The organism is Mycolicibacterium sp. SMGY-1XX (assembly GCF_059132455.1).
Map to the genome: position 1 here is coordinate 770,456 of NZ_CP101139.1, position 17,498 is coordinate 787,953.

The window sequence follows — 17,498 nt, forward strand, 5'->3', positions numbered from 1 at the left end:
ACAGCCAGGTGAGCGCCGTGAACGGGACGATGACGGCGAAGTCGAACTCTCGTGGACAACAGTTCTGGGTGGCCTGGCGGTCATCTCCTGTGCCGCGGTGGCCGTTCGGCTACGCCTGAGAAGCCAGTGATCCCCTCACTCACCGAAATGCTCGCGCACAGCGGACAAGTCGGGCTTTCCGGACGGAGTCCGCGGAATGGTCTCGACGATCTCGATCTGCACGGGTATCTCGTATCGGGCCAGTCGCTGGGCCAGGAAACCGGCGAGTTCCTCGGCGCGCGAGGCGGCCCGTAGCTCCACCATCGCGACCGGAACCGCTCCCAGCCGGGCATCGGTCTTACCCACTACGGCGGCGCCACGGACGGCGGGGTGGGTTTCCAGAGCGGCGCGAACTTCGTCGGGCATCACCTTGAATCCGCCGCGGATGATGGCCTGATCGGCGCGTCCGAGAATCCAGAGGAATCCGTCGGCGTCGAGCCGGGCCAGATCGGTGGTGCGGATCCAGTCGGTGTTCGCGCCCAGTTGCGCAGGCTTCACTTCGAGTAGTCCCACCTGGCCCGGAGTCAGCGGCGTGCCCGTTTCACCGACGACACGAAGTTGCGCACCTGGGTTCGCCCGGCCGACGCTGCCGCGTTTGCGGTGCCAGAACTCGCGGTGGTCGGCCAGTGTCCAGCCGGCCACACCGCCGCCGAATTCCGTTGCCGCGTAGGAGGTCAGCACCGGAATGCCGAACTTGGCGGTGAAGGCGTCGGCGTCGTCGGCGGACAACGGCGCGGTGCCGGAGGTGACCACCTGCACGCCGGCGAGGTCGGCGGCGGTGAGATCGGACTGCAGGACCATCCGCAGCGCGGCAGGTACCAGCGACACCGCGCGGGGGCGGTGTTCTCGTACCGCCGCGGCCCAGCGGTCCAGGTCGAACTTCGGCAGCAGGACGAACGGCCGGGCCTCGGCCACGCACAGCAGTACCCGGAACACCCCACCGATGTGCACCAGTGGTGAATTGACGATCGCCACCCCGGCGCGGATCCCCTCCGGTTTCTTCTGGCTCATCACACTGCGCGCCAGCATGTCGTAGGTCAGGTCGACACGCTTGGGCGGTCCGGTGGTTCCACTGGTGAGCATCCACACCGCCACCCCGGGCCGGTCGGCGCCCGGCGCCGGGGCCGATGCCGCGGACACCACGGTGGGTGTTCGGTCGGTGAGTGCCACCAGTGTGGTGGTGGGGGAGGGGGTTACGGCATCGGCCAGGTCATCGGGCAGCCCGATCACAACGGGCAGGTCGAGATCGGCGATGTCGGTGCGGGTGCGGGTGCCGCCGCGCGACGGGTTGAGCACGACGACGGTGCCTCCACACGCGAGCACCCCGAGCAGGGCCGCGACGTGGGCGGGCTGATTGCGCAGCAGGATCCCGATCCGGGGCTGCGCACTGCCGCCGTAGCGGTCGATCAGCGCGCTGATGACGGCTACGGCGGTGGCGAGCCGCTGCCAGGTCGTCCACTGGCCGTCGAACTGTATGGCGTTGGCGTGGGGATCCAGGTCCAGAACGTCGGTGATGCGCTGCGAAAGGGGATGCCGCATCAGCGGACTCGGGGAGATCCGGGTCGGCGTGCCTGACCTGCGAGCTCGGCGGTCCCCAACGGATTGCCCAGCCGGGTGTAGATGAGACCCTGGTCGAGCGCGGCGCGGTACGGCTTGTCCAACGACTCCCAGATGGCCTTGACCGTGCCCTGGGTGGCCGAGGGTGGTTTGGCGGCGATGGTGGCGGCGATCTCGTGGGCCCGGGTCCACAGGCTGTCGGCGCTCACCACCTCGCTGACCAGCCCGATGCGTAGCGCCGTCGCTGCCGACACCCGTTCGTCATTGCCCATCAACGCCATTCGCAGTGTCTCGCCCAGCCCGATACGCCGCATCAACCCGATCGGCTCGAGCGCTGACACCAGCCCCGCGGTCACATGAGAGTCGAAGAAGGTGGCATCGTCGGAGCAGATCACCACATCGGATTCGTTGACGAAGTACAGGGCGCCGGCCGTGCACATGCCTTGCACGGCGCACACCACCGGCTTCCACATCTTCTGCCACTTGGGGCTGAGCAACTCGCCGGGGTCTTCGTGGTTCCACACGTTGTCGGGCTGCCCGTAGCTCGATTTCATGTCCAGGCCGGCGCTGAAGGCCCGGGTGCCGGCGGCCCGCAACACCACCGCGTTGGTGCCCTCATCGAGCTTGACGATGCGCCAGGCGGCCTGCATCTCCTCACACATCGTCCGGTTGAAGGCGTTCAACCTGTCCGGCCGGTTCAACGTGATGGTAGCTACCCGGAGTTCACGATCGAACTCCAGGAGAATCGTCTCGAATGGGGCCGCGGCGGATTGGGTCACCGGCACAACCAGTTCGGTGCCCGCTTCTCGGCGAAGGCTCGCGGGCCTTCCACGGCGTCCTCGGTGCGCACCACGCGCTCACGGAAGGTCTCGGCCAAGATCTCGGCCTCGTTCAGCGGTAGGTCCAGGGTCTTGTGAATGGCCAGACGGGTACCGCGGACCGCCAGCGGTGCGTTGGAATTCACCGTGTCGGCGATCTCGTGTGCCCGGTCCAGCAGACGGTCGTGCGGAACGATCTCGGTGATCATGCCGAGCTCGTAGGCGCGCTGCGCGCTCAGCCGTTCATGTTTGCCCATCAGTGCCATCCGTAGCGCCACCGAACGGGGTAGGGAGCGTGCCAGGCGCACCACTTCCCGCCCGGCGACCAGTCCGATACTGACGTGCGGGTCGAAGAAGGTGGCCTGGTCCGAAGCGATGACGATATCGCCTGTGGTCACCCAGTCCAGCCCTGCGCCACAACAGATCCCGTTGACGGCGACCAGCACCGGTTTGGTCATTCGCCGAAAGGGTGGCGTGCCTTCCTGCGGTGCCTCCCACTGGTCGTAGGTCGACAGGTAGGGCCGCTCGTAGATCACCCGGCCGTCGGCGGGGATCTCCTTGACGTCGGCGCCGGTGCAGAAGGCCCGGCCGACGGCGGTCACGAGCAGCAACCACACGTCGTCGTCGTTCTCGGCGTCGTCGTAGGCGGCGCGTAACTCGCTGATCATGTGCGGGCTCAGTGCATTGAGCGCTTCCGGACGGTTCAGCGTGATGGTGGCAGTACGGTCACGCACCGAGTAGGTGATGGTTGTGTAGTCCGGCATGCGCCCCCCTTCATCGGCCTCGGTAATCGGGTGTGCGCCGCTGACTGAAGGCGGCCAGACCCTCTTTGAAATCAGAGGTGCGGCATGAGAGTTCGAGATCAGAGAGCTCACGCTGCATCGATTGTCCGAGGGTGGCCTGCTGGCCGTAGGCGATCGCTTGTTTGGCCAGCCCGATGGCCACGGTGGGCCCGGATGCCACCCGGGCCAGGAGCGCCTCGACCGTGGTGTCCAGGTCTTCGGCGGGTGCGACCTCGTGAATGAGACCCCACTCCGCGGCTTGTTCGCCGGTGATCTGCTCACCCAGCAGCAGCATGCGTTTGGCCCGGGCCAGACCGGCGAGCCTGGGCAGTAACCAGGTGGCGCCCGAGTCGGGGGTGAATCCCCGGGACACGAACGGCTCCCAGAATGTCGCATCGGACTCGGCGACGGTGAAGTCGGCGGCCAGTGCGAGGTTGCAGCCCAGCCCCACGGCCCAGCCCCGCACCGCGCACACCACGGGCAGCGCAATGGTGGCCACGAGTTCGACCACCCGGTTGGCGGTCAACGGGATCTTGCGTAACAGATGCCCGGTGCGGGGGCGCTGCGCCTCGGCGTTGGTGGCCACCCAGTCGGCGCCCGAGCAGAAGTCGGATCCCGCACCGCCGAGGGCGACGGCGCGCAGCGAGTCGTCAGTGGCCGCCCCGGTCAGCACGGTGACCAGTTCGTCGATCATCGAGTGGCTCAACGCATTGCGCCGCTGCGGGCGGTCCAGGGTGATGCGCAGGATCCCGTCGGCGTGTGACGTGAGCACCCGGCCCTCGTCAGCCACGTTCTCGACCACGGGATGCACCCTTCCGCTGCTATACGGATAGCCCTACAGTAGGGATCACCATTTACTATCTTGTACAAGTTAGCAAGCGATGACGTCCGGCGGAACGGGATGCGGGTATGGGTGCTCCAGACGATGACCGGGTGCTGTTCGAGATCGACCGGGACATCCGGGTCGCCACCGTCACGCTGAACAATCCCCGGCAGCGCAACTCCTACGATGCAACGATGCGCGATGCGGTGGCCCGCTGCCTGGACATCGTCGCCGAGGACGACGACGTGACGGTGGTGTTGTTGCGGGGCGCCGACGGGGTGTTCAGCACCGGCGCCGACATGAACAACGCCTACGGCTGGTACGGCGAGAAGTCCGGCGCCACCAAACGCCCCAGCCAGCGCCGGCGACTCACCGTGGACCGCAAGTCATTCGGCTTCTACCACAATCTGATGGGGTTCCCGAAGATCACCGTCGGCGAGATCAGCGGCTACGCCCTGGGCGGGGGCTTCGAAATGGCGTTGATGATGGACATCGCGGTGATCGGCGCCGACACCCGAATCGGTATGCCCGCCACGCGTTTTCTGGGTCCGGCGTTGGGGAGTCTGCACATGTTCTTCCACCGGCTCGGCCCGGTCCTGGCGAGACGGCTGTTGCTGACCGGCGACATCGTGGAGGCGGGCACCGTCGCACACCTCGGGGTGTTCACCGAGACCTGCGCGCCTGAGGCGGTGGCGCCGCGGGCGCGGTACTGGGCGCAGAAGGCGGCCAAGATGCCGGCTGACGGTGTCGTCATCGCCAAAGAGGCATTCCGGCTCGTTGAGCAGAGCCAGGCCTACCAGGGCGAAGAGGTAGCCAGCTACCTTTTCCACGCTTACGGGACGAACCTGCAGTTCTCCCCCGGGGAGTTCAACTTCGTCAAGACCCGTGCCGAACACGGCACCAAGGAGGCTTTCCGATTGCGCGACGAGCACTTTCACGTGCCCGAACCCGATCTCGGGTGACGAGGGTTACTTCGCGCGGCTGCGTGCGCGGGTTTTCGGTTTGCGCGCCGGGCCCTCTTCGATCAGGCGCTCGGCGTGATCGAGGATGCAGTTGAGCGCGTACTCGAAATTGGTGTCGTCGGTGGAGGCGATGCGGTGCTTGCCGTCGGCGGTCACCGCGGCCAGCAGGGGCGTGCTTTCCGGGTCGATCTTCATGCGGTCGTCCAACTGTGCTCCCGGGCCATCCTCGCCGGTGAGGTTCTTCTCGTAAAGACGCTGCAGCACAACGGATCCGCGGACATGGACGGACACCGCGGAGTAGGTCTCGAAGGCATCCTCCGGCGACAGGCCGGCCTCGACGAGGCTCGCGATGGACTTCTCCACTTCCAGCACGCCCAGTTGCGCCGCCTTCGGGCTCAGCGCCGAGCGGATCAGGATCAGATCGCACAGGATGGGGTTGCCCATGAACGTCTTGCGCATGGTGTGCGCGTGGTTGCGCAACGACTCGCGCCAGTCGACCGCCTCGACATACGGGGTGGCGAAAACGTATTCGCGTAACGCCCGATCTGTCATGGCGTTGAGAAGGTCGTCCTTCTTGCGGAAGTACCAGTAGATGCTGGTGACGCCGACGCCGAGATGCTTACCCAGCAGCGGCATGGACAGGTTGTCGATACCCACTTGTTCGGCGAGTTCGAAAGCGCCCTTGATGATGTCGTCGGGGTTGATGGAGCCGCGTTCACGCCGTTGCCGCTTCTCCGCGGTTACCTGCTTTGCCACGGGGCACCTCCATCACGATCCGGGTCCTGCGATGTCGACAACCTTACCGGTAGGCATCCGGTCGAGCCCTTCGCTGCGGGTGGCTGAGACTCGTCCCACAATGTCGCATCGGTCACGGCAGCTGCCTTGATGTGTCTACGGTAAGACGAATGGTAACTATTTCCGTAGCTGGGGAGTGCTGGTAACGGTGGATCTGGGTCTGGGCGGCGCCACGGCTGTCGTGGTGGGTGGTAGCCGCGGTATGGGGTTGGCCGCGGCGCGATGCCTGGCCGAAGACGGTGCGAAGGTAACGGTCATCGGCCGCTCCCGTGCGGCGTTGGATGCCGCGGTGGCCGAACTGGACTCCGCCGGCAGTTCCGAGACGGTCGGTCTGGTTGCCGATGCGGCCGACCAGGCCCAGATCGAGAAAGCGTTCGCCGAGACGGCGGATCGCTGGGACGGCCAGCTGAACATCCTGATCAACGCTGTCGGGCCCAATGTGCAAGGAGCGTTCGAGGGTCTGACCGACGAGCAGTGGCGGCAGGCGGTCGACACCGGGGTGATGTCGATGGTGCACAGTGTGCGGTCAGCGCTACCACTGCTGCGCAGCGCGGAATGGGCACGCATCGTCAACTTCTCGGCCACCTCGACGCAACGGCAGAGCGCCCGGCTGCCCGCATACACCGCGGCCAAGGCGATGGTCACCAGCATCTCGAAGAACCTGTCGCTGTCTTTGGCGCCCGACGAGATCCTGGTCAACGTCATCTCACCGGGCAGCGTGGCCTCGGAGTCGCTCAAGGCGTGGGCACAGACGGTGGGCGTGGATGGCGATGATCCCTACCGGCTGATGGACGCCATCGGCGAGCATTTCGGCCATCCGGCGCAGCTGCCCAGGGCGGGCCTGCCGGAGGAGATCGGCCCTGTGGTGGCCTTCCTGGCGTCCCGGCGCAACTCCTACATGACCGGCGCGAACATCAACGTCGACGGAGGTTCCGATTTCACCTGATCGCCGCAGCTCGCACCCCGTGATCCGGCCTTGCGGAACCAGCTACTGAAAGGTATACAGTATGAGTGATTCGGACAGGGTGGCCGGTCGGTGAATCCGGGGGAGGTGCCGCGGGAGATGGGTAGTGCGGCCCGCGAAAATGATTCCCTCCCAACCGAAGCCGTGCTCTACGACGTCACCGACAGCGGCGTCGCGGTGATCACGCTGAACCGGCCCGACCGACTCAACACCTGGGGCCGCGATATCGCGGCCGGTTTCTACGCCGGCATCGACCGCGCCGAAGCTGATCCCTCGGTGCGGGCGATGGTGCTGACCGGCAACGGCACGGCCTTCTGCGCCGGCGCGCATCTGGGGTCGATGGCCACCATCGGCGAATCGCTGGCCGGCTCCGGCGATCAGCAACGTGACGTCAGTGCACTCGTCGGGGAACGTCATCCCCACTTCCTCACCGCGCTGGCCAAACCCCTGATCGCGGCGATCAACGGATCGTGCGTCGGGATCGGCCTCACCCACGCCCTGATGTGCGACGTCCGCTTCGCAGCCGCGGGCGCGAAGTTCGCCACCACGTTTCCCCGGCGGGGACTGATCGCCGAGTACGGAATTTCCTGGATCCTCCCGCGCTTGGCGGGTTGGGGAGTGGCCACCGATCTGCTGCTGAGCGGGCGCACCTTCGCCGCGGAAGAAGCCTCGGCGCTGGGGCTGGTCAACGAGGTGGTGCCGGGTGAGGCGCTGCTCAACCGGGCTCTGGAATATGCCGGGGACCTGGCCCGCAACTGCTCGCCGGCGTCCATGGCGGTGATCAAGCAGCAGGTTTACGGCGATGCCGAACGCGGCGTCGCCGAGGCCAGTGAACGCGCCGAGAAGCTGATGCACGAGTCGCTGCTGCGCCCCGATGTCGTCGAAGGCATCATGAGCTTCCTCGAGAAGCGCAGCCCCGACTTTCCACCGCTGGCAGACTCGATGAGGGAGAGGTCATGAGCGCTCCAAAGCCCTTGGACTATCAGGCGATCGACGTCGACAATCACTATTACGAACCGCTGGACGCGTTCACCCGGCATCTGCCCAGGGAGTTCAAACGCCGTGGGGTGCAGATGGTTCAAGACGGCAAGCGCACGCTGGCCGTGATGGGTGAGAAGGTCAACCACTTCATCCCCAACCCCACCTTCGATCCGATCATCGAACCGGGCTGCCTCGATCTGCTCTTCCGTGGTGAGATCCCCGAGGGGGTGGATCCCGCCTCCCTGATGAAGGTCGACCGGCTGCCGGATCACCCGGAGTACCAGAACCGTGATGCCCGCGTGAAGGTGCTGGATCGGCAGAACCTCGAAACGGTGTTCATGCTGCCGACTTTCGCCTGCGGGGTCGAAGAAGCGCTCAAGCACGACATCGAGGCCACCATGGCCTCGGTGCATGCGTTCAACCTCTGGCTCGACGAGGACTGGGGATTCGACCGGCCCGACCACCGGATCCTGTCGGCACCCATCATCTCCCTGGCCGACCCGGACAAGGCCGTCGAGGAGGTGGAGTTCGTACTCGCCCGCGGCGCCAAGATGGTGCTGGTACGCCCCGCGCCGGTACCGGGCGTGGTGAAACCGCGCTCGCTCGGTGACCCGCTGCACGACCCGGTGTGGGCGCGGCTCGCCGAGGCCGGCGTGCCGGTCGGCTTCCACCTGTCCGACAGCGGCTATCTGGCGATCGCCGCACTGTGGGGCGGCAAGGCCACCTTCGAGGGTTTCGGCAAGAAGGACCCGCTTGATCAACTCCTCCTCGATGACCGAGCCATTCACGACACCATGGCCTCGATGATCGTGCACCAGGTGTTCACCCGGCACCCGACGCTGAAAGTGGCGAGCATCGAGAACGGTTCGTACTTCGTCTACCGGCTGATCAAGCGGTTGAAGAAGGCGGCCAACACCGCGCCGTATCACTTCAAGAAAGATCCGGTGGAGCAGCTTCGCGCCAACGTCTGGATCGCGCCATACTACGAAGACGACGTGAAGGTGCTGGCCGACACCATCGGTGTGGACAAGATCCTGTTCGGTTCGGACTGGCCTCATGGTGAGGGCCTCGCTGACCCCATGACGTTCACCGCAGACATTCCCCAGTTCCCGGAGTTCAGCGCCGAAGACACCCGAAAGGTGATGCGCGACAACGCACTGACGCTGCTCGGTGCCGACGTCACGGCGTCCAGCCGGCCATGAGCGAGTGGACCATCGGCGGCGTCGTCGACGCCATCGCCGAGGTGATCGGTGACCGCACCATGACGGTGTGTGGTGACCGGGTGAGTACCTTCGCCCAGACCGCGCAGCGGACCCGTCGACTTGCCGGTTTCCTGACAGCCCACGGGCTCGGCGCGCACGAGGAGCGAGATTCGTTGCGCAACTGGGAGTGCGGCCAGGACCGGGTGGCGCTGGTGATGCACAACGATCTCTACGTCGACGCCGTGCTCGGCTGCCTCAAGGCCCGCACCGTGCCGGTGAACGTCAACCACTACTACACCCCGCGCGAAGTCTCCGAACTCCTGGCGTACGTGCGGCCGACGGCGATCATGTATCACCGGTCCCTGCGTGATGTCGTACCGACCGGCGCAGCGCGTCTGCTCATCTGTGTCGACGACGGCGACGACGCTCCCATACTGCCCGGCAGTGTGATGTTGGACGATGCGCTGGCGCAGGGGGATTCGGTGACCCCACCTCCAGGTTGTGCCGATGACCTGCTGATGATCTGCACCGGCGGTACCACCGGGCGGCCCAAAGGGGTGATGTGGCGCCAGTCCGACATCTACGTGTCGTCGATGAACGGCGCCGATCACGAATCCGTCGACGAGATCCACGACAAGGTGCGCCACGCCGGGCCGCCGTGGTTCGCGGTATCGCCGTTGATGCACGCGGCAGGGCTGTGGACGGCGTTCTCCGCGGTACTCAGCGGGCAGCCGACCATTCTGTACCAGACCGGCACCGGTTTCGACGCCCGCACCGTGCTAGAAACCGCCGAACGGCACCGGGTGGGATTGATGACCATGGTCGGCGACGCGTATGCGGTGCCTCTGCTGGAGGAACTCGGCCGTCGTTCCTATGATCTCTCGTCGTTGTTCGCCATCGGCACGGGCGGTGCCGCCACCAACCCTGAACATCAACGGGCACTGCTGGATCACCTGCCCCAGATCACCTTGATCAACGGCTACGGCTCGTCGGAGACCGGAAACATGGGCTTCGGTCGAAGCCGGCGCGGTGAGCAGAAGGACACCTTCGAGCTGCGGCCCGGTGGTCTGGTGCTCTCCGAGGACTACACCAGATTCGTCTCGCCAGGCGAGCCCGAGGTGGGCTGGGTGGCACGCAACGGCCGGATCCCGTTGGGCTACTTCGACGATGCTGTCGCCACTCAGAAGACGTTTCCCGAAGTGGACGGGCGGCGGGTGGTGATCTCCGGGGATCGGGCCTCGGTGGAACCCGATGGCACACTGCGGCTCTTTGGCCGGGACTCGTTGGTGATCAACACCGGCGGGGAGAAAGTCTTCGTCGAAGAGGTCGAGGAAGTGCTGCGCGCGCACCCCGATGTGGCGGACGCCCTGGTGGTCGGGCGCCCCAGCGAGCGTTGGGGTGAAGAGGTGGTGGCGCTCGTCGCGTTGCGCGGTGGCGCGGCCGACGGCCTGGCGGAATTGTGCGCCGCTCAACTGGCGAAATTCAAGGCTCCGAAGGAGTACATCGTCGTCGACCGGGTCCGGCGGCTCGGCAACGGAAAGGCTGACTATCGGTGGGCGAAAACCCAAGCGGTGCAACGAGCGGTGCAGCCGCTGTGAACCCGGTCATCGACTGTCTGGTCAACGTCCACTTCGGGGAGACGGAGCAGCAGCCGGGATGGATGCTGAAGGTGCGCGACGACTATTTCAAGGGCCCGCGGTCGATGTTCGCACCCGTGGACCTGACCGAACTGCTCGACGAGATGGACTCCCAGGGTGTCGCCAAGGCGATCCTGATGGACAACCTGGTCAAGCCCTCGGTCACCGCGCGTAAGTTCGTCGAGGCGCGGCCGGACCGGTTCGCCCTCGCCATGGGTGGGGTGAACCTACTGCGCCCCATTCCCGCGCTCCGCGATCTCAGCGCGGTGGTCGCGGACCTCCCGGTGGTGTATGCCGTTGTGGGCCCAAGCTTCTGGGGAGATGGGCAGTACCCGCCCAGCGATGCGGTGTACTACCCGCTGTACACCAAGTGTGCTGAGCTGGGTCTGCCGCTGTGCGTCAACACGGGGATTCCGGGTCCACCGATCCCCGGTGAGGTGCAGAACCCGATTCATCTGGACCGGGTGTGCGTCCGGTTCCCTGAGCTGAAACTGTGCATGATCCACGGCGCCGACCCGTGGTGGGACGTCGCCATCCGGTTGCTGATCAAGTACCAGAACCTGCGACTGATGACGTCGGCGTGGTCGCCGAAACGCCTGCCGGAGAGCCTTGTGCACTACATGCGGACGCGTGGCCGCGACAAGGTGATCTTCGGCTCCGACTGGCCGGTGCTCACCCAGCACCGGGTGGTCCCGGAGGCCAGGGCGCTCGACCTGCCGCCCGAGGTGCTCGACAACTACCTGTTCGACAACGCACAGTCGTTCTTCTTCGGAGACCAGGAGCCGTGATGGACCGCTACGAACTGCGACGGCAGGATTACAGCCTCAACGACGACCACGTGGACCTGCAGGCGGCTTACCGCCAGTTCTTCAAAGCGCACTGCTCGATCGACGTGGTGCGGGCGGCGGAAGCCACCGGTTTCGACAAGAGTCTGTGGGAACGGCTGTGCGCCATGGGGGCCACCTCCATGGCTGTTCCCGAGTCCGCCGGCGGTGACGGGGCGACGCTGGTCGATCTGACGCTGGTGGCCGAAGAACTGGGGCGCATGCTGGCGCCGGTGCCCTGGATCGACCACGTGTGCGCGGCCCGGCTGCTGGCTCGTCTGGGCGCTGCCACCGATGACGTGGTGTCGGGTCAGCAGATCGTGGCGCTGGACCTGCGGCTGGAACCGTCCGGAGGACCGCGTTTGATCTCGGCCGGCTCGATCGCCGACCAGATCGTGGTACGTGAGGGCGACGACATCGTCCGGCTGGGCTTTGCCACCCGTCCGGTCAAGGTCGACAACCTGGGCCGGCTGCCGATGGCCTGGGTGGACCCGGCGGCCGCGGACACCACTGAGGTGCTGGCCAGTGGGTCCGACGCGGTGCTGGCATATCAAGGTGCGCTCGATGAGTGGCGGCTACTGACCGCTGCTGCGTTGACCGGCCTGGTCGAGGAGACCATGACCATCGCCGTGGAATTTGCCAAGTCCAGATACACACTGGGCGTGCCGATCTCGACGCTGCAGGCGATCTCGCATCCCTTGGCCAATATGGCGATAGCCGTGCAGGGTGGCCGCAACCTGACGCGGCGCGCCGCGTGGTTTCTGGACAACGAGCCCGACGAGCGGCCGGAGCTGGCCGGGTCGGCGTTCGTCTTCATGACAGAAGAGGCCGCCAAAGCCGCCACCATGGCGGTGCACATCCAGGGTGGGCTCGGTGTGTCGGCGGAGGCGGCGTCGTCGGCGTATCTCGTCCGGGCGCGTGGCTGGCCGCTTGCCGCCGGTGATCCGGGAGCCACGGCCAAGCACATCGGAAGGCTGGTCGCGGCGCGGGAGAGCGGGAACTGACGTGGATTTCACCCGAGTAGCGCTGTCGGAGGACGATCAGGCCTTCTTCGACGGGGCCCGCAGGTTCTTGCGCACCCATGTCACCGACGAGGTGATCCAGCACGACCGGGAGACCGGCGACAACTTCCACGAAGCCGTGCACCTCGCACAGGGCGCCGCCGGTTACCTGGAGGGTGAGTGGAAACCGGAAGCGGACGGCGGTTTCACCCGGATCCGTCGTCGCATCTGGGAGCTGGAGAAGCGTCGCGCCCACGTGCCGTGGGTGACGTGGGGGACGACGGCGATGGTGGCGCGTTCGGTAGCGGCCTTCGGCTCGCCTGAACTGGTTCAGGAGGTGCTCCCGAAGGTGTTCTCCGGTGAGGTCCGGATGTGTCTGGGCTACACCGAGCCCGAAGGGGGTTCCGATATCGCCACTTGCAAGACCCGGGCGGTGCGGGACGGTGATGGTTGGATTATCAACGGCTCCAAGATGTTCACCACCGGCGCGCACAACTGCCAGTACGTCTTTCTGCTCACCAACACCGATCCTTCGGCGCCGAAGCACAAGAGCCTGACGATGTTCCTGGTGCCGTTGGACTCGGACGGCATCGAGATCCAAGGTGTCCGGACCGTCGACGGTGACCGCACAAACATCGTCTACTACAGCGATGTGCGCGTCGACGACAAGTACCGGCTGGGTGACGTCAACGGCGGCTGGACCGTGTTGCGGGAGCCACTCAACGCCGAGCACGGTGCGGTGGCCGCCGCGCAGGACGGCCTGGCCGATGTGTCGATCATGATGCACCAGGCGGGATTCATGTCCTCGGCGGTGGATGCTACCGCCGCTCGGGCCGCCGCCATGATCGGCGACGAATCAGTGGCATATCGGCTGGGCCGCAGCGCTGCTCGGTTGGAGGCAGCACTGTCCACGCCGAGCATCTTCGGCCGGGTGGCCATCGCACAGACGATGCGGGACATCGCCCCGGATCTGATGGACGTGCTCGGTGGTGTTTCGGTGCTGCCGGTGGGTGCCGAGGGAGCCACCGATGGAGGCAGTGCTGAGTACGTGTACCGGTTCGCGCCGCTGGCGGGGATCTACGGTGGCACCCTCGAGGTGTTCCGGAACATGATCGCCCAGCACGTGCTGGGACTGGGCAAGCCGAATTACGGTGCTACGCCGAAAGTCGGCGTCGGCGCGCGTCCGTGACGATCAGCCACACGCCCGATGCGAGGAAGTAGAACGCGCCGAACGCGGCGTACGGGGCGAGATCGGCGACGCTCGGCATATCGGGTCCGGCAGCCTTGCCGAGGAACATGGTGCCCGCGAACGCGGACTGGGCGCCGCTGAGAATCATCAGCCATTGTGCGCCATGGCTTTTCCATCGACGCACTGCGGTCGCCAGTTGTAACAGGCCGGACAGCGCCGCCCACACACCGAAGACGGCGAGCACCGCATTCATGCTCATGGTGAGCGCGACGGCCACGGCGGCGGTGGTGATGACACTGACTGCGGCGTTGAAACTCTGGGTGGGATTGCGGCGTAACCCGCCGTTCTTGACGGCGTCCAGTACATTGGCCGCGGCGTCCCAGGCGGGATAGACGAGCAACAGCGCGCCCGCGACGACCGGTGCCTGTCCCATGACGAGCAGTGCCGCACCTACCCATACGACCGAAACGGTGCCGCGCAGAAGGTAATAGGTCTTGAGCCACTGGTTGTTCGTTTGATCTGCCATGTTCTTCTCCTTGGTTCAGCGGGGGGTGAGTAGTCGGTCGATCGCAGGCCGGGTGATGGCCGCGAAAGTGTTCGGATCGCCGTAGGCGCGGGCCGACAGCATGGCGCCGTGGACGGTAGCCATCAAGGTCTCGGCTTCGGAGTGGGCGTCGTTGGCGAGTATGAAGCTGCCCTGCTCGGCGCCGCGGTTCAGAACTGCTTCCAGCCATCCGGACAGGGTGCGGAAATAGGCTCGGAGTTCGAGCGAAATATCCTCGGGCAGAACAGAAATCTGTGTGGCCAAGAGGGCGCACACGCAATAGCTGCTCTCTGCTTCGCCGATGCAGGATTCCCAGTAGCCGGTGTAGGCGCGCAGCTGATCGGCCGGGTCCGAGACATTGTGTTCGATCGCGGCGAAGCCTTCCTCGGCCTCACGTCGGTACTGCCGGACGAGGGTCAGTACCAGGTCGGCTTTGGTGGGGAAGTGGTGGTGGATGCTTGCCTTGCGAATACCCACGACGTCGGCGATGGTCGCGAAACTGAAGCCGTGGTAGCCGCCGGCGATGATCGAGGTCTGCGCGCAGCGGACGATGGCATCTGCGGTGGTGGGTTCGGCCATGAAACGTAGCCTACCTTCTAGTAGGTAGGGAGTCGAATTGAGATCACTGCCGCCGAGGTATCGGGAATGCGCCGGTTCGAACCGGGCGCAATTCCCCTGTGTCGCTTCGGTATCAGTAGTCACACGGCGTGCCGTTTTGTCGGTGCGTCGAACTAGTGTTCGAAGCATGAGTTCATCCGCCATCGCCGACAAGGAGGCGATGCTGGCTGCCCAGGCGCAGATCGAAGTGTTGACCGCGCAGATGAACTCGTTGTCGATCGATGCGTTCACTCCGCTGGAGTTGTTGGCGCTGATGCAGCGCCGCGAAACCGTCGCCTGGATGCAGCCGGCCCTGGATCACAAGGTGTATCAACGCCTGAGGTCGGAATGCGCGCCGAAACAGTTGGGCTCCACCAGCTTCAAAAAGGTCCTGGCCGCCCGGTTGCGGATCAGTGAGGCCGAGGCCGCGCGCCGCCTCACGTCGGCCTCACTTTTGGGTCCGCGGACCGCGCTGACCGGGGAACCGTTGGAGCCGGCGTTGCCGAACATCGCCGCCGCCCAGGCCCACGGCCTGATCGGTCCGGAGCATGTGGCGAAGGTCAAAACGTTCTTCAAGAAACTCCCGGCATCGGTGGACTTCTCGGCCCGTGAAGCCGCCGAAGCCGACTTGGCCCGCCACGCCTCGACCCTGGATGTCGACGGCTTCACCGAAGTCGCCGACCGACTGAAATACCTCCTCAACCAAGACGGCGAGTACAGCGATGTCGACCGCCAGGCCGGCCGGTATTTCACCATCGGTAAGCAGGACGCCGACGGCAACGTGCCGGTGCACGGCAGGCTCACCCCGGAATGCGCGGCCACCCTGCACGCCGCGCAGGCGAAACTGGCGGCCCCGGGTATGTGCAACCCGGCCGATGAGGCCCCGCAGGTGGACGGGGAACCGGATCCGGAGCGCGCTCGCACCGATGCCCGCACCCAGGGCCAACGCAATCATGATGCGTTGCTGGCGATGGGTCGGGCGTTGTTGGCCTCCGGTGGCCTCGGCCAGCACAACGGGCTGCCCGTCACCGTCATCGTCAAAGCGAATCTGACCGACCTGGAGAAAGGGGTGGGCCACGGCCTGACCGCCGACGGGACGTTGATCCCGATGCCCGAGGTCATCCGGATGGCCTCCCACGCCTACCACTACCTCGCCCTGTTCGACGGGAAGGGGGTGCCGTTGCACCTGGGTCGGGCCCGCCGGACCGCCTCCCGCGGGCAGCGGATCATGCTGTTGGCCCAGCACGGTGGCTGCACCATGCCTGGGTGCACCGCTTGCGGGTACCGCTGCCAGGTCCATCACGCCAACCGCGATTGGAAAGACGGCGGCGACACCAATATCGAAGACCTCACCCTGGCGTGTGGGCCGGATAACCGGATGGTGGAAACCACCGGTTGGACCACCCGAAACCGACCCGAGGACGGCATCACCGAATGGATCCCGCCCCCGGAACTGGACTGCGGCCAAACCCGCATCAACGTCTATCACCACCCCGACCGGATCCTCGCCCCCGACGATCCGTGAGTGAGGCGGGCGGCGTGGACAGCCGGCGGACCGAGTGGTTCGCCGGCTTGAAGTGCGCGCGTGAATGGGGGGCGACTAGGTGCTCAGGATGGTCGCGCCAGCGGTACCGGGCGCGCCGTACAACTGGGCGAATCCGACTCGGGGTGACCCGGGTACCTGACGATCCCCGGCCTCGCCACGCAATTGCCGCACCAGCTCGTGGATCTGGCGTAAGCCGGAGGCGCCGATCGGTTCGCCGTTGGCAATGAGTCCGCCATCGGTGTTGATGGGCAGGGCCCCGCCGATCTCGGTGGCGCCGTCGGCCAGCAGCTTCTCCTGATCGCCGTCCGCGCAGAAGCCGGCCTCGGCCATGTGGATGATCTCGGCGCCGGCGTCGGTGTCCTGCAGCTGGACCACGTCGACATCCTCGGGGCCGATCCCGGCGCGTTCGAACGCGGCGCGGGCGGCATACACCGTCGGCGAGACGTCCTCGTCGACCGGAGCGAACGTCGTATTGACCTCGTAGGCACCGTAGCGACGGGTGCGCACCTCCACCGCACGCAGGTACACCGGCTTGTCGGTATAACGATGCGCAATCGCCGCATTACACATCACCACGGCGGCCGCGCCCTCATCGGGTGCGCAGAACATGTACTGCGTCAGCGGGTAATTCAGCATCGCCGAACCCAGGATGGCGTCCTCGCTGATCGGCTTGCGGCGGAACGCGTTCGGATTCAGGGCGCCGTTGCGGAAGTTCTTCGCGGCCACGCGGGCGAGTGTGCGTTGCGAGATGTTGTGCTGGTGCAGGTACCGGTTGGCCTTCATGCCGAAGAACTGCGTGGTGAGGTACTGCCCGTTCTCGGCGTACCAGGACGGCATCCCCACCAGGGCGGGATCTTCGGTGAACGCACCGCGCGGATGTTTGTCCAAGCCGATGGCAATACCGATGTCGTAGTCGCCCAACCGGATTCCGTCGGCGCATGCCTTGGCGGCGCTGGCGGCGGTGGCGCAGGCGTTGAACACATTGGTGAACGGAATGCCGGAGAGGCCCACCATGCCGACGATCGCATCCGGGTTGGCCACCGTCCAGCTGCCTCCGGCGGCTGCCTGAACATCGCTCCAGGACACGCCTGCGTCGGCGACAGCGGCGCGGATGGCGTCCACGCCCATCTGCATGGCGGATTTGCCCTCGAAGCGGCCAAAGGGATGCAGCCCGACACCGATGATCGCGACGTCATTCATGCGCCAACTGTAACGCTTACGGTAGGCGGTTCCAATG

At 65.9% G+C, this 17,498-nt stretch carries 17 protein-coding genes; 9 read left to right on the plus strand and 8 right to left on the minus strand.

Going from position 1 to position 17,498, the window contains the following annotated elements; all coding sequences use genetic code 11:
• Positions 1-135 precede the first annotated feature (135 nt).
• Genes NL241_RS03695 through NL241_RS03710 form a run of 4 tightly spaced genes read right to left on the minus strand, consistent with a single transcriptional unit; the run spans position 136 to position 3,998 of the window.
• A complete protein-coding gene (locus NL241_RS03695) occupies positions 136-1,578 on the minus strand; it encodes a class I adenylate-forming enzyme family protein (protein WP_494396806.1) in 1,443 nt (480 codons plus the stop codon).
• Positions 1,578-2,375 (minus strand): enoyl-CoA hydratase/isomerase family protein, encoded by a 798-nt coding sequence (locus tag NL241_RS03700; RefSeq protein ID WP_487694324.1) that lies wholly within the window; start codon positions 2,373-2,375, stop codon positions 1,578-1,580. Before NL241_RS03700 ends, NL241_RS03695 begins: the two co-directional genes overlap by 1 nt.
• The gene (locus tag NL241_RS03705) at positions 2,372-3,178 is read right to left on the minus strand and encodes an enoyl-CoA hydratase/isomerase family protein (RefSeq protein WP_494396807.1); all 807 of its coding nucleotides are present in this window, start codon (positions 3,176-3,178) and stop codon (positions 2,372-2,374) included. Before NL241_RS03705 ends, NL241_RS03700 begins: the two co-directional genes overlap by 4 nt.
• A 10-nt stretch (positions 3,179-3,188) precedes the next feature.
• The gene (locus NL241_RS03710) at positions 3,189-3,998 is read right to left on the minus strand and encodes an enoyl-CoA hydratase/isomerase family protein (protein WP_494396808.1); all 810 of its coding nucleotides are present in this window, start codon (positions 3,996-3,998) and stop codon (positions 3,189-3,191) included.
• Between the two features lie 107 nt (positions 3,999-4,105).
• On the opposite strand from NL241_RS03710, the gene NL241_RS03715 reads away from it, so the two are divergent.
• Positions 4,106-4,981, plus strand: coding sequence for an enoyl-CoA hydratase/isomerase family protein (locus NL241_RS03715; RefSeq protein WP_494396809.1), 876 nt, complete (start codon positions 4,106-4,108; stop codon positions 4,979-4,981).
• A gap of 6 nt (positions 4,982-4,987) precedes the next feature.
• On the opposite strand, the gene NL241_RS03720 is transcribed toward NL241_RS03715, so the two are convergent.
• On the minus strand, positions 4,988-5,737 hold the full coding sequence (locus NL241_RS03720; protein ID WP_494396810.1) for a TetR/AcrR family transcriptional regulator: 750 nt from the start codon (positions 5,735-5,737) through the stop codon (positions 4,988-4,990).
• A 187-nt stretch (positions 5,738-5,924) separates the two neighbouring features.
• On the opposite strand from NL241_RS03720, the gene NL241_RS03725 reads away from it, so the two are divergent.
• From NL241_RS03725 to NL241_RS03755, 7 genes are all read left to right on the plus strand, one after another.
• Positions 5,925-6,722, plus strand: coding sequence for an SDR family NAD(P)-dependent oxidoreductase (locus tag NL241_RS03725; RefSeq protein WP_494396811.1), 798 nt, complete (start codon positions 5,925-5,927; stop codon positions 6,720-6,722).
• Between the two features lie 117 nt (positions 6,723-6,839).
• Positions 6,840-7,700 carry an enoyl-CoA hydratase gene (locus tag NL241_RS03730; RefSeq protein WP_494398237.1) on the plus strand — a complete coding sequence of 287 codons (861 nt, stop codon included), beginning with the start codon at positions 6,840-6,842 and terminating at the stop codon, positions 7,698-7,700.
• Entirely contained in the window at positions 7,697-8,923 is a 1,227-nt protein-coding gene (locus tag NL241_RS03735; RefSeq protein ID WP_494396812.1) for an amidohydrolase family protein, read from the plus strand. The genes NL241_RS03730 and NL241_RS03735 overlap by 4 nt, the downstream gene beginning before the upstream one ends.
• Entirely contained in the window at positions 8,920-10,521 is a 1,602-nt protein-coding gene (locus tag NL241_RS03740) for an acyl-CoA synthetase (RefSeq protein ID WP_494396813.1), read from the plus strand. Before NL241_RS03735 ends, NL241_RS03740 begins: the two co-directional genes overlap by 4 nt.
• On the plus strand, positions 10,518-11,348 hold the full coding sequence (locus tag NL241_RS03745; protein ID WP_487694336.1) for an amidohydrolase family protein: 831 nt from the start codon (positions 10,518-10,520) through the stop codon (positions 11,346-11,348). Before NL241_RS03740 ends, NL241_RS03745 begins: the two co-directional genes overlap by 4 nt.
• Positions 11,348-12,388 (plus strand): acyl-CoA dehydrogenase family protein, encoded by a 1,041-nt coding sequence (locus NL241_RS03750; RefSeq protein ID WP_494396814.1) that lies wholly within the window; start codon positions 11,348-11,350, stop codon positions 12,386-12,388. The genes NL241_RS03745 and NL241_RS03750 overlap by 1 nt, the downstream gene beginning before the upstream one ends.
• Before the next feature lies 1 nt (position 12,389).
• On the plus strand, positions 12,390-13,574 hold the full coding sequence (locus tag NL241_RS03755) for an acyl-CoA dehydrogenase family protein (RefSeq protein WP_494396815.1): 1,185 nt from the start codon (positions 12,390-12,392) through the stop codon (positions 13,572-13,574).
• On the opposite strand, the gene NL241_RS03760 is transcribed toward NL241_RS03755, so the two are convergent.
• Positions 13,540-14,100, minus strand: a complete 561-nt coding sequence (locus NL241_RS03760; protein ID WP_487694340.1) for a DUF308 domain-containing protein — start codon at positions 14,098-14,100, stop codon at positions 13,540-13,542. The two genes, NL241_RS03755 and NL241_RS03760, sit on opposite strands and share 35 nt — an antisense overlap.
• Positions 14,101-14,115: 15 nt before the next feature.
• Positions 14,116-14,697 carry a TetR/AcrR family transcriptional regulator gene (locus NL241_RS03765; RefSeq protein ID WP_487694341.1) on the minus strand — a complete coding sequence of 194 codons (582 nt, stop codon included), beginning with the start codon at positions 14,695-14,697 and terminating at the stop codon, positions 14,116-14,118.
• Positions 14,698-14,863: 166 nt separating this feature from the next.
• Here NL241_RS03765 and NL241_RS03770 point away from each other — a divergent pair, with 166 nt between their 5' ends.
• Positions 14,864-16,240, plus strand: a complete 1,377-nt coding sequence (locus tag NL241_RS03770; RefSeq protein ID WP_494396816.1) for an HNH endonuclease signature motif containing protein — start codon at positions 14,864-14,866, stop codon at positions 16,238-16,240.
• A 75-nt stretch (positions 16,241-16,315) separates the two neighbouring features.
• Here the strand turns inward: NL241_RS03770 and NL241_RS03775 are convergent, their stop codons facing one another.
• Positions 16,316-17,461 (minus strand): thiolase family protein, encoded by a 1,146-nt coding sequence (locus NL241_RS03775; protein ID WP_487694343.1) that lies wholly within the window; start codon positions 17,459-17,461, stop codon positions 16,316-16,318.
• Between the last annotated feature and the right edge of the window lie 37 nt (positions 17,462-17,498).

Bases quoted from the DNA above. Each gene is read 5' to 3' on its own strand.
- NL241_RS03695 (WP_494396806.1), bottom strand. From the start codon at position 1,578: ATGCGGCATCCCCTTTCGCAGCGCATCACCGACGTTCTGGACCTGGAT.
- NL241_RS03705 (WP_494396807.1), bottom strand. From the start codon at position 3,178: ATGCCGGACTACACAACCATCACCTACTCGGTGCGTGACCGTACTGCC.
- NL241_RS03715 (WP_494396809.1), top strand. From the start codon at position 4,106: ATGGGTGCTCCAGACGATGACCGGGTGCTGTTCGAGATCGACCGGGAC.
- NL241_RS03730 (WP_494398237.1), top strand. From the start codon at position 6,840: ATGGGTAGTGCGGCCCGCGAAAATGATTCCCTCCCAACCGAAGCCGTG.
- NL241_RS03735 (WP_494396812.1), top strand. From the start codon at position 7,697: ATGAGCGCTCCAAAGCCCTTGGACTATCAGGCGATCGACGTCGACAAT.
- NL241_RS03740 (WP_494396813.1), top strand. From the start codon at position 8,920: ATGAGCGAGTGGACCATCGGCGGCGTCGTCGACGCCATCGCCGAGGTG.
- NL241_RS03750 (WP_494396814.1), top strand. From the start codon at position 11,348: ATGGACCGCTACGAACTGCGACGGCAGGATTACAGCCTCAACGACGAC.
- NL241_RS03760 (WP_487694340.1), bottom strand. From the start codon at position 14,100: ATGGCAGATCAAACGAACAACCAGTGGCTCAAGACCTATTACCTTCTG.
- NL241_RS03765 (WP_487694341.1), bottom strand. From the start codon at position 14,697: ATGGCCGAACCCACCACCGCAGATGCCATCGTCCGCTGCGCGCAGACC.
- NL241_RS03770 (WP_494396816.1), top strand. From the start codon at position 14,864: ATGAGTTCATCCGCCATCGCCGACAAGGAGGCGATGCTGGCTGCCCAG.
- NL241_RS03775 (WP_487694343.1), bottom strand. From the start codon at position 17,461: ATGAATGACGTCGCGATCATCGGTGTCGGGCTGCATCCCTTTGGCCGC.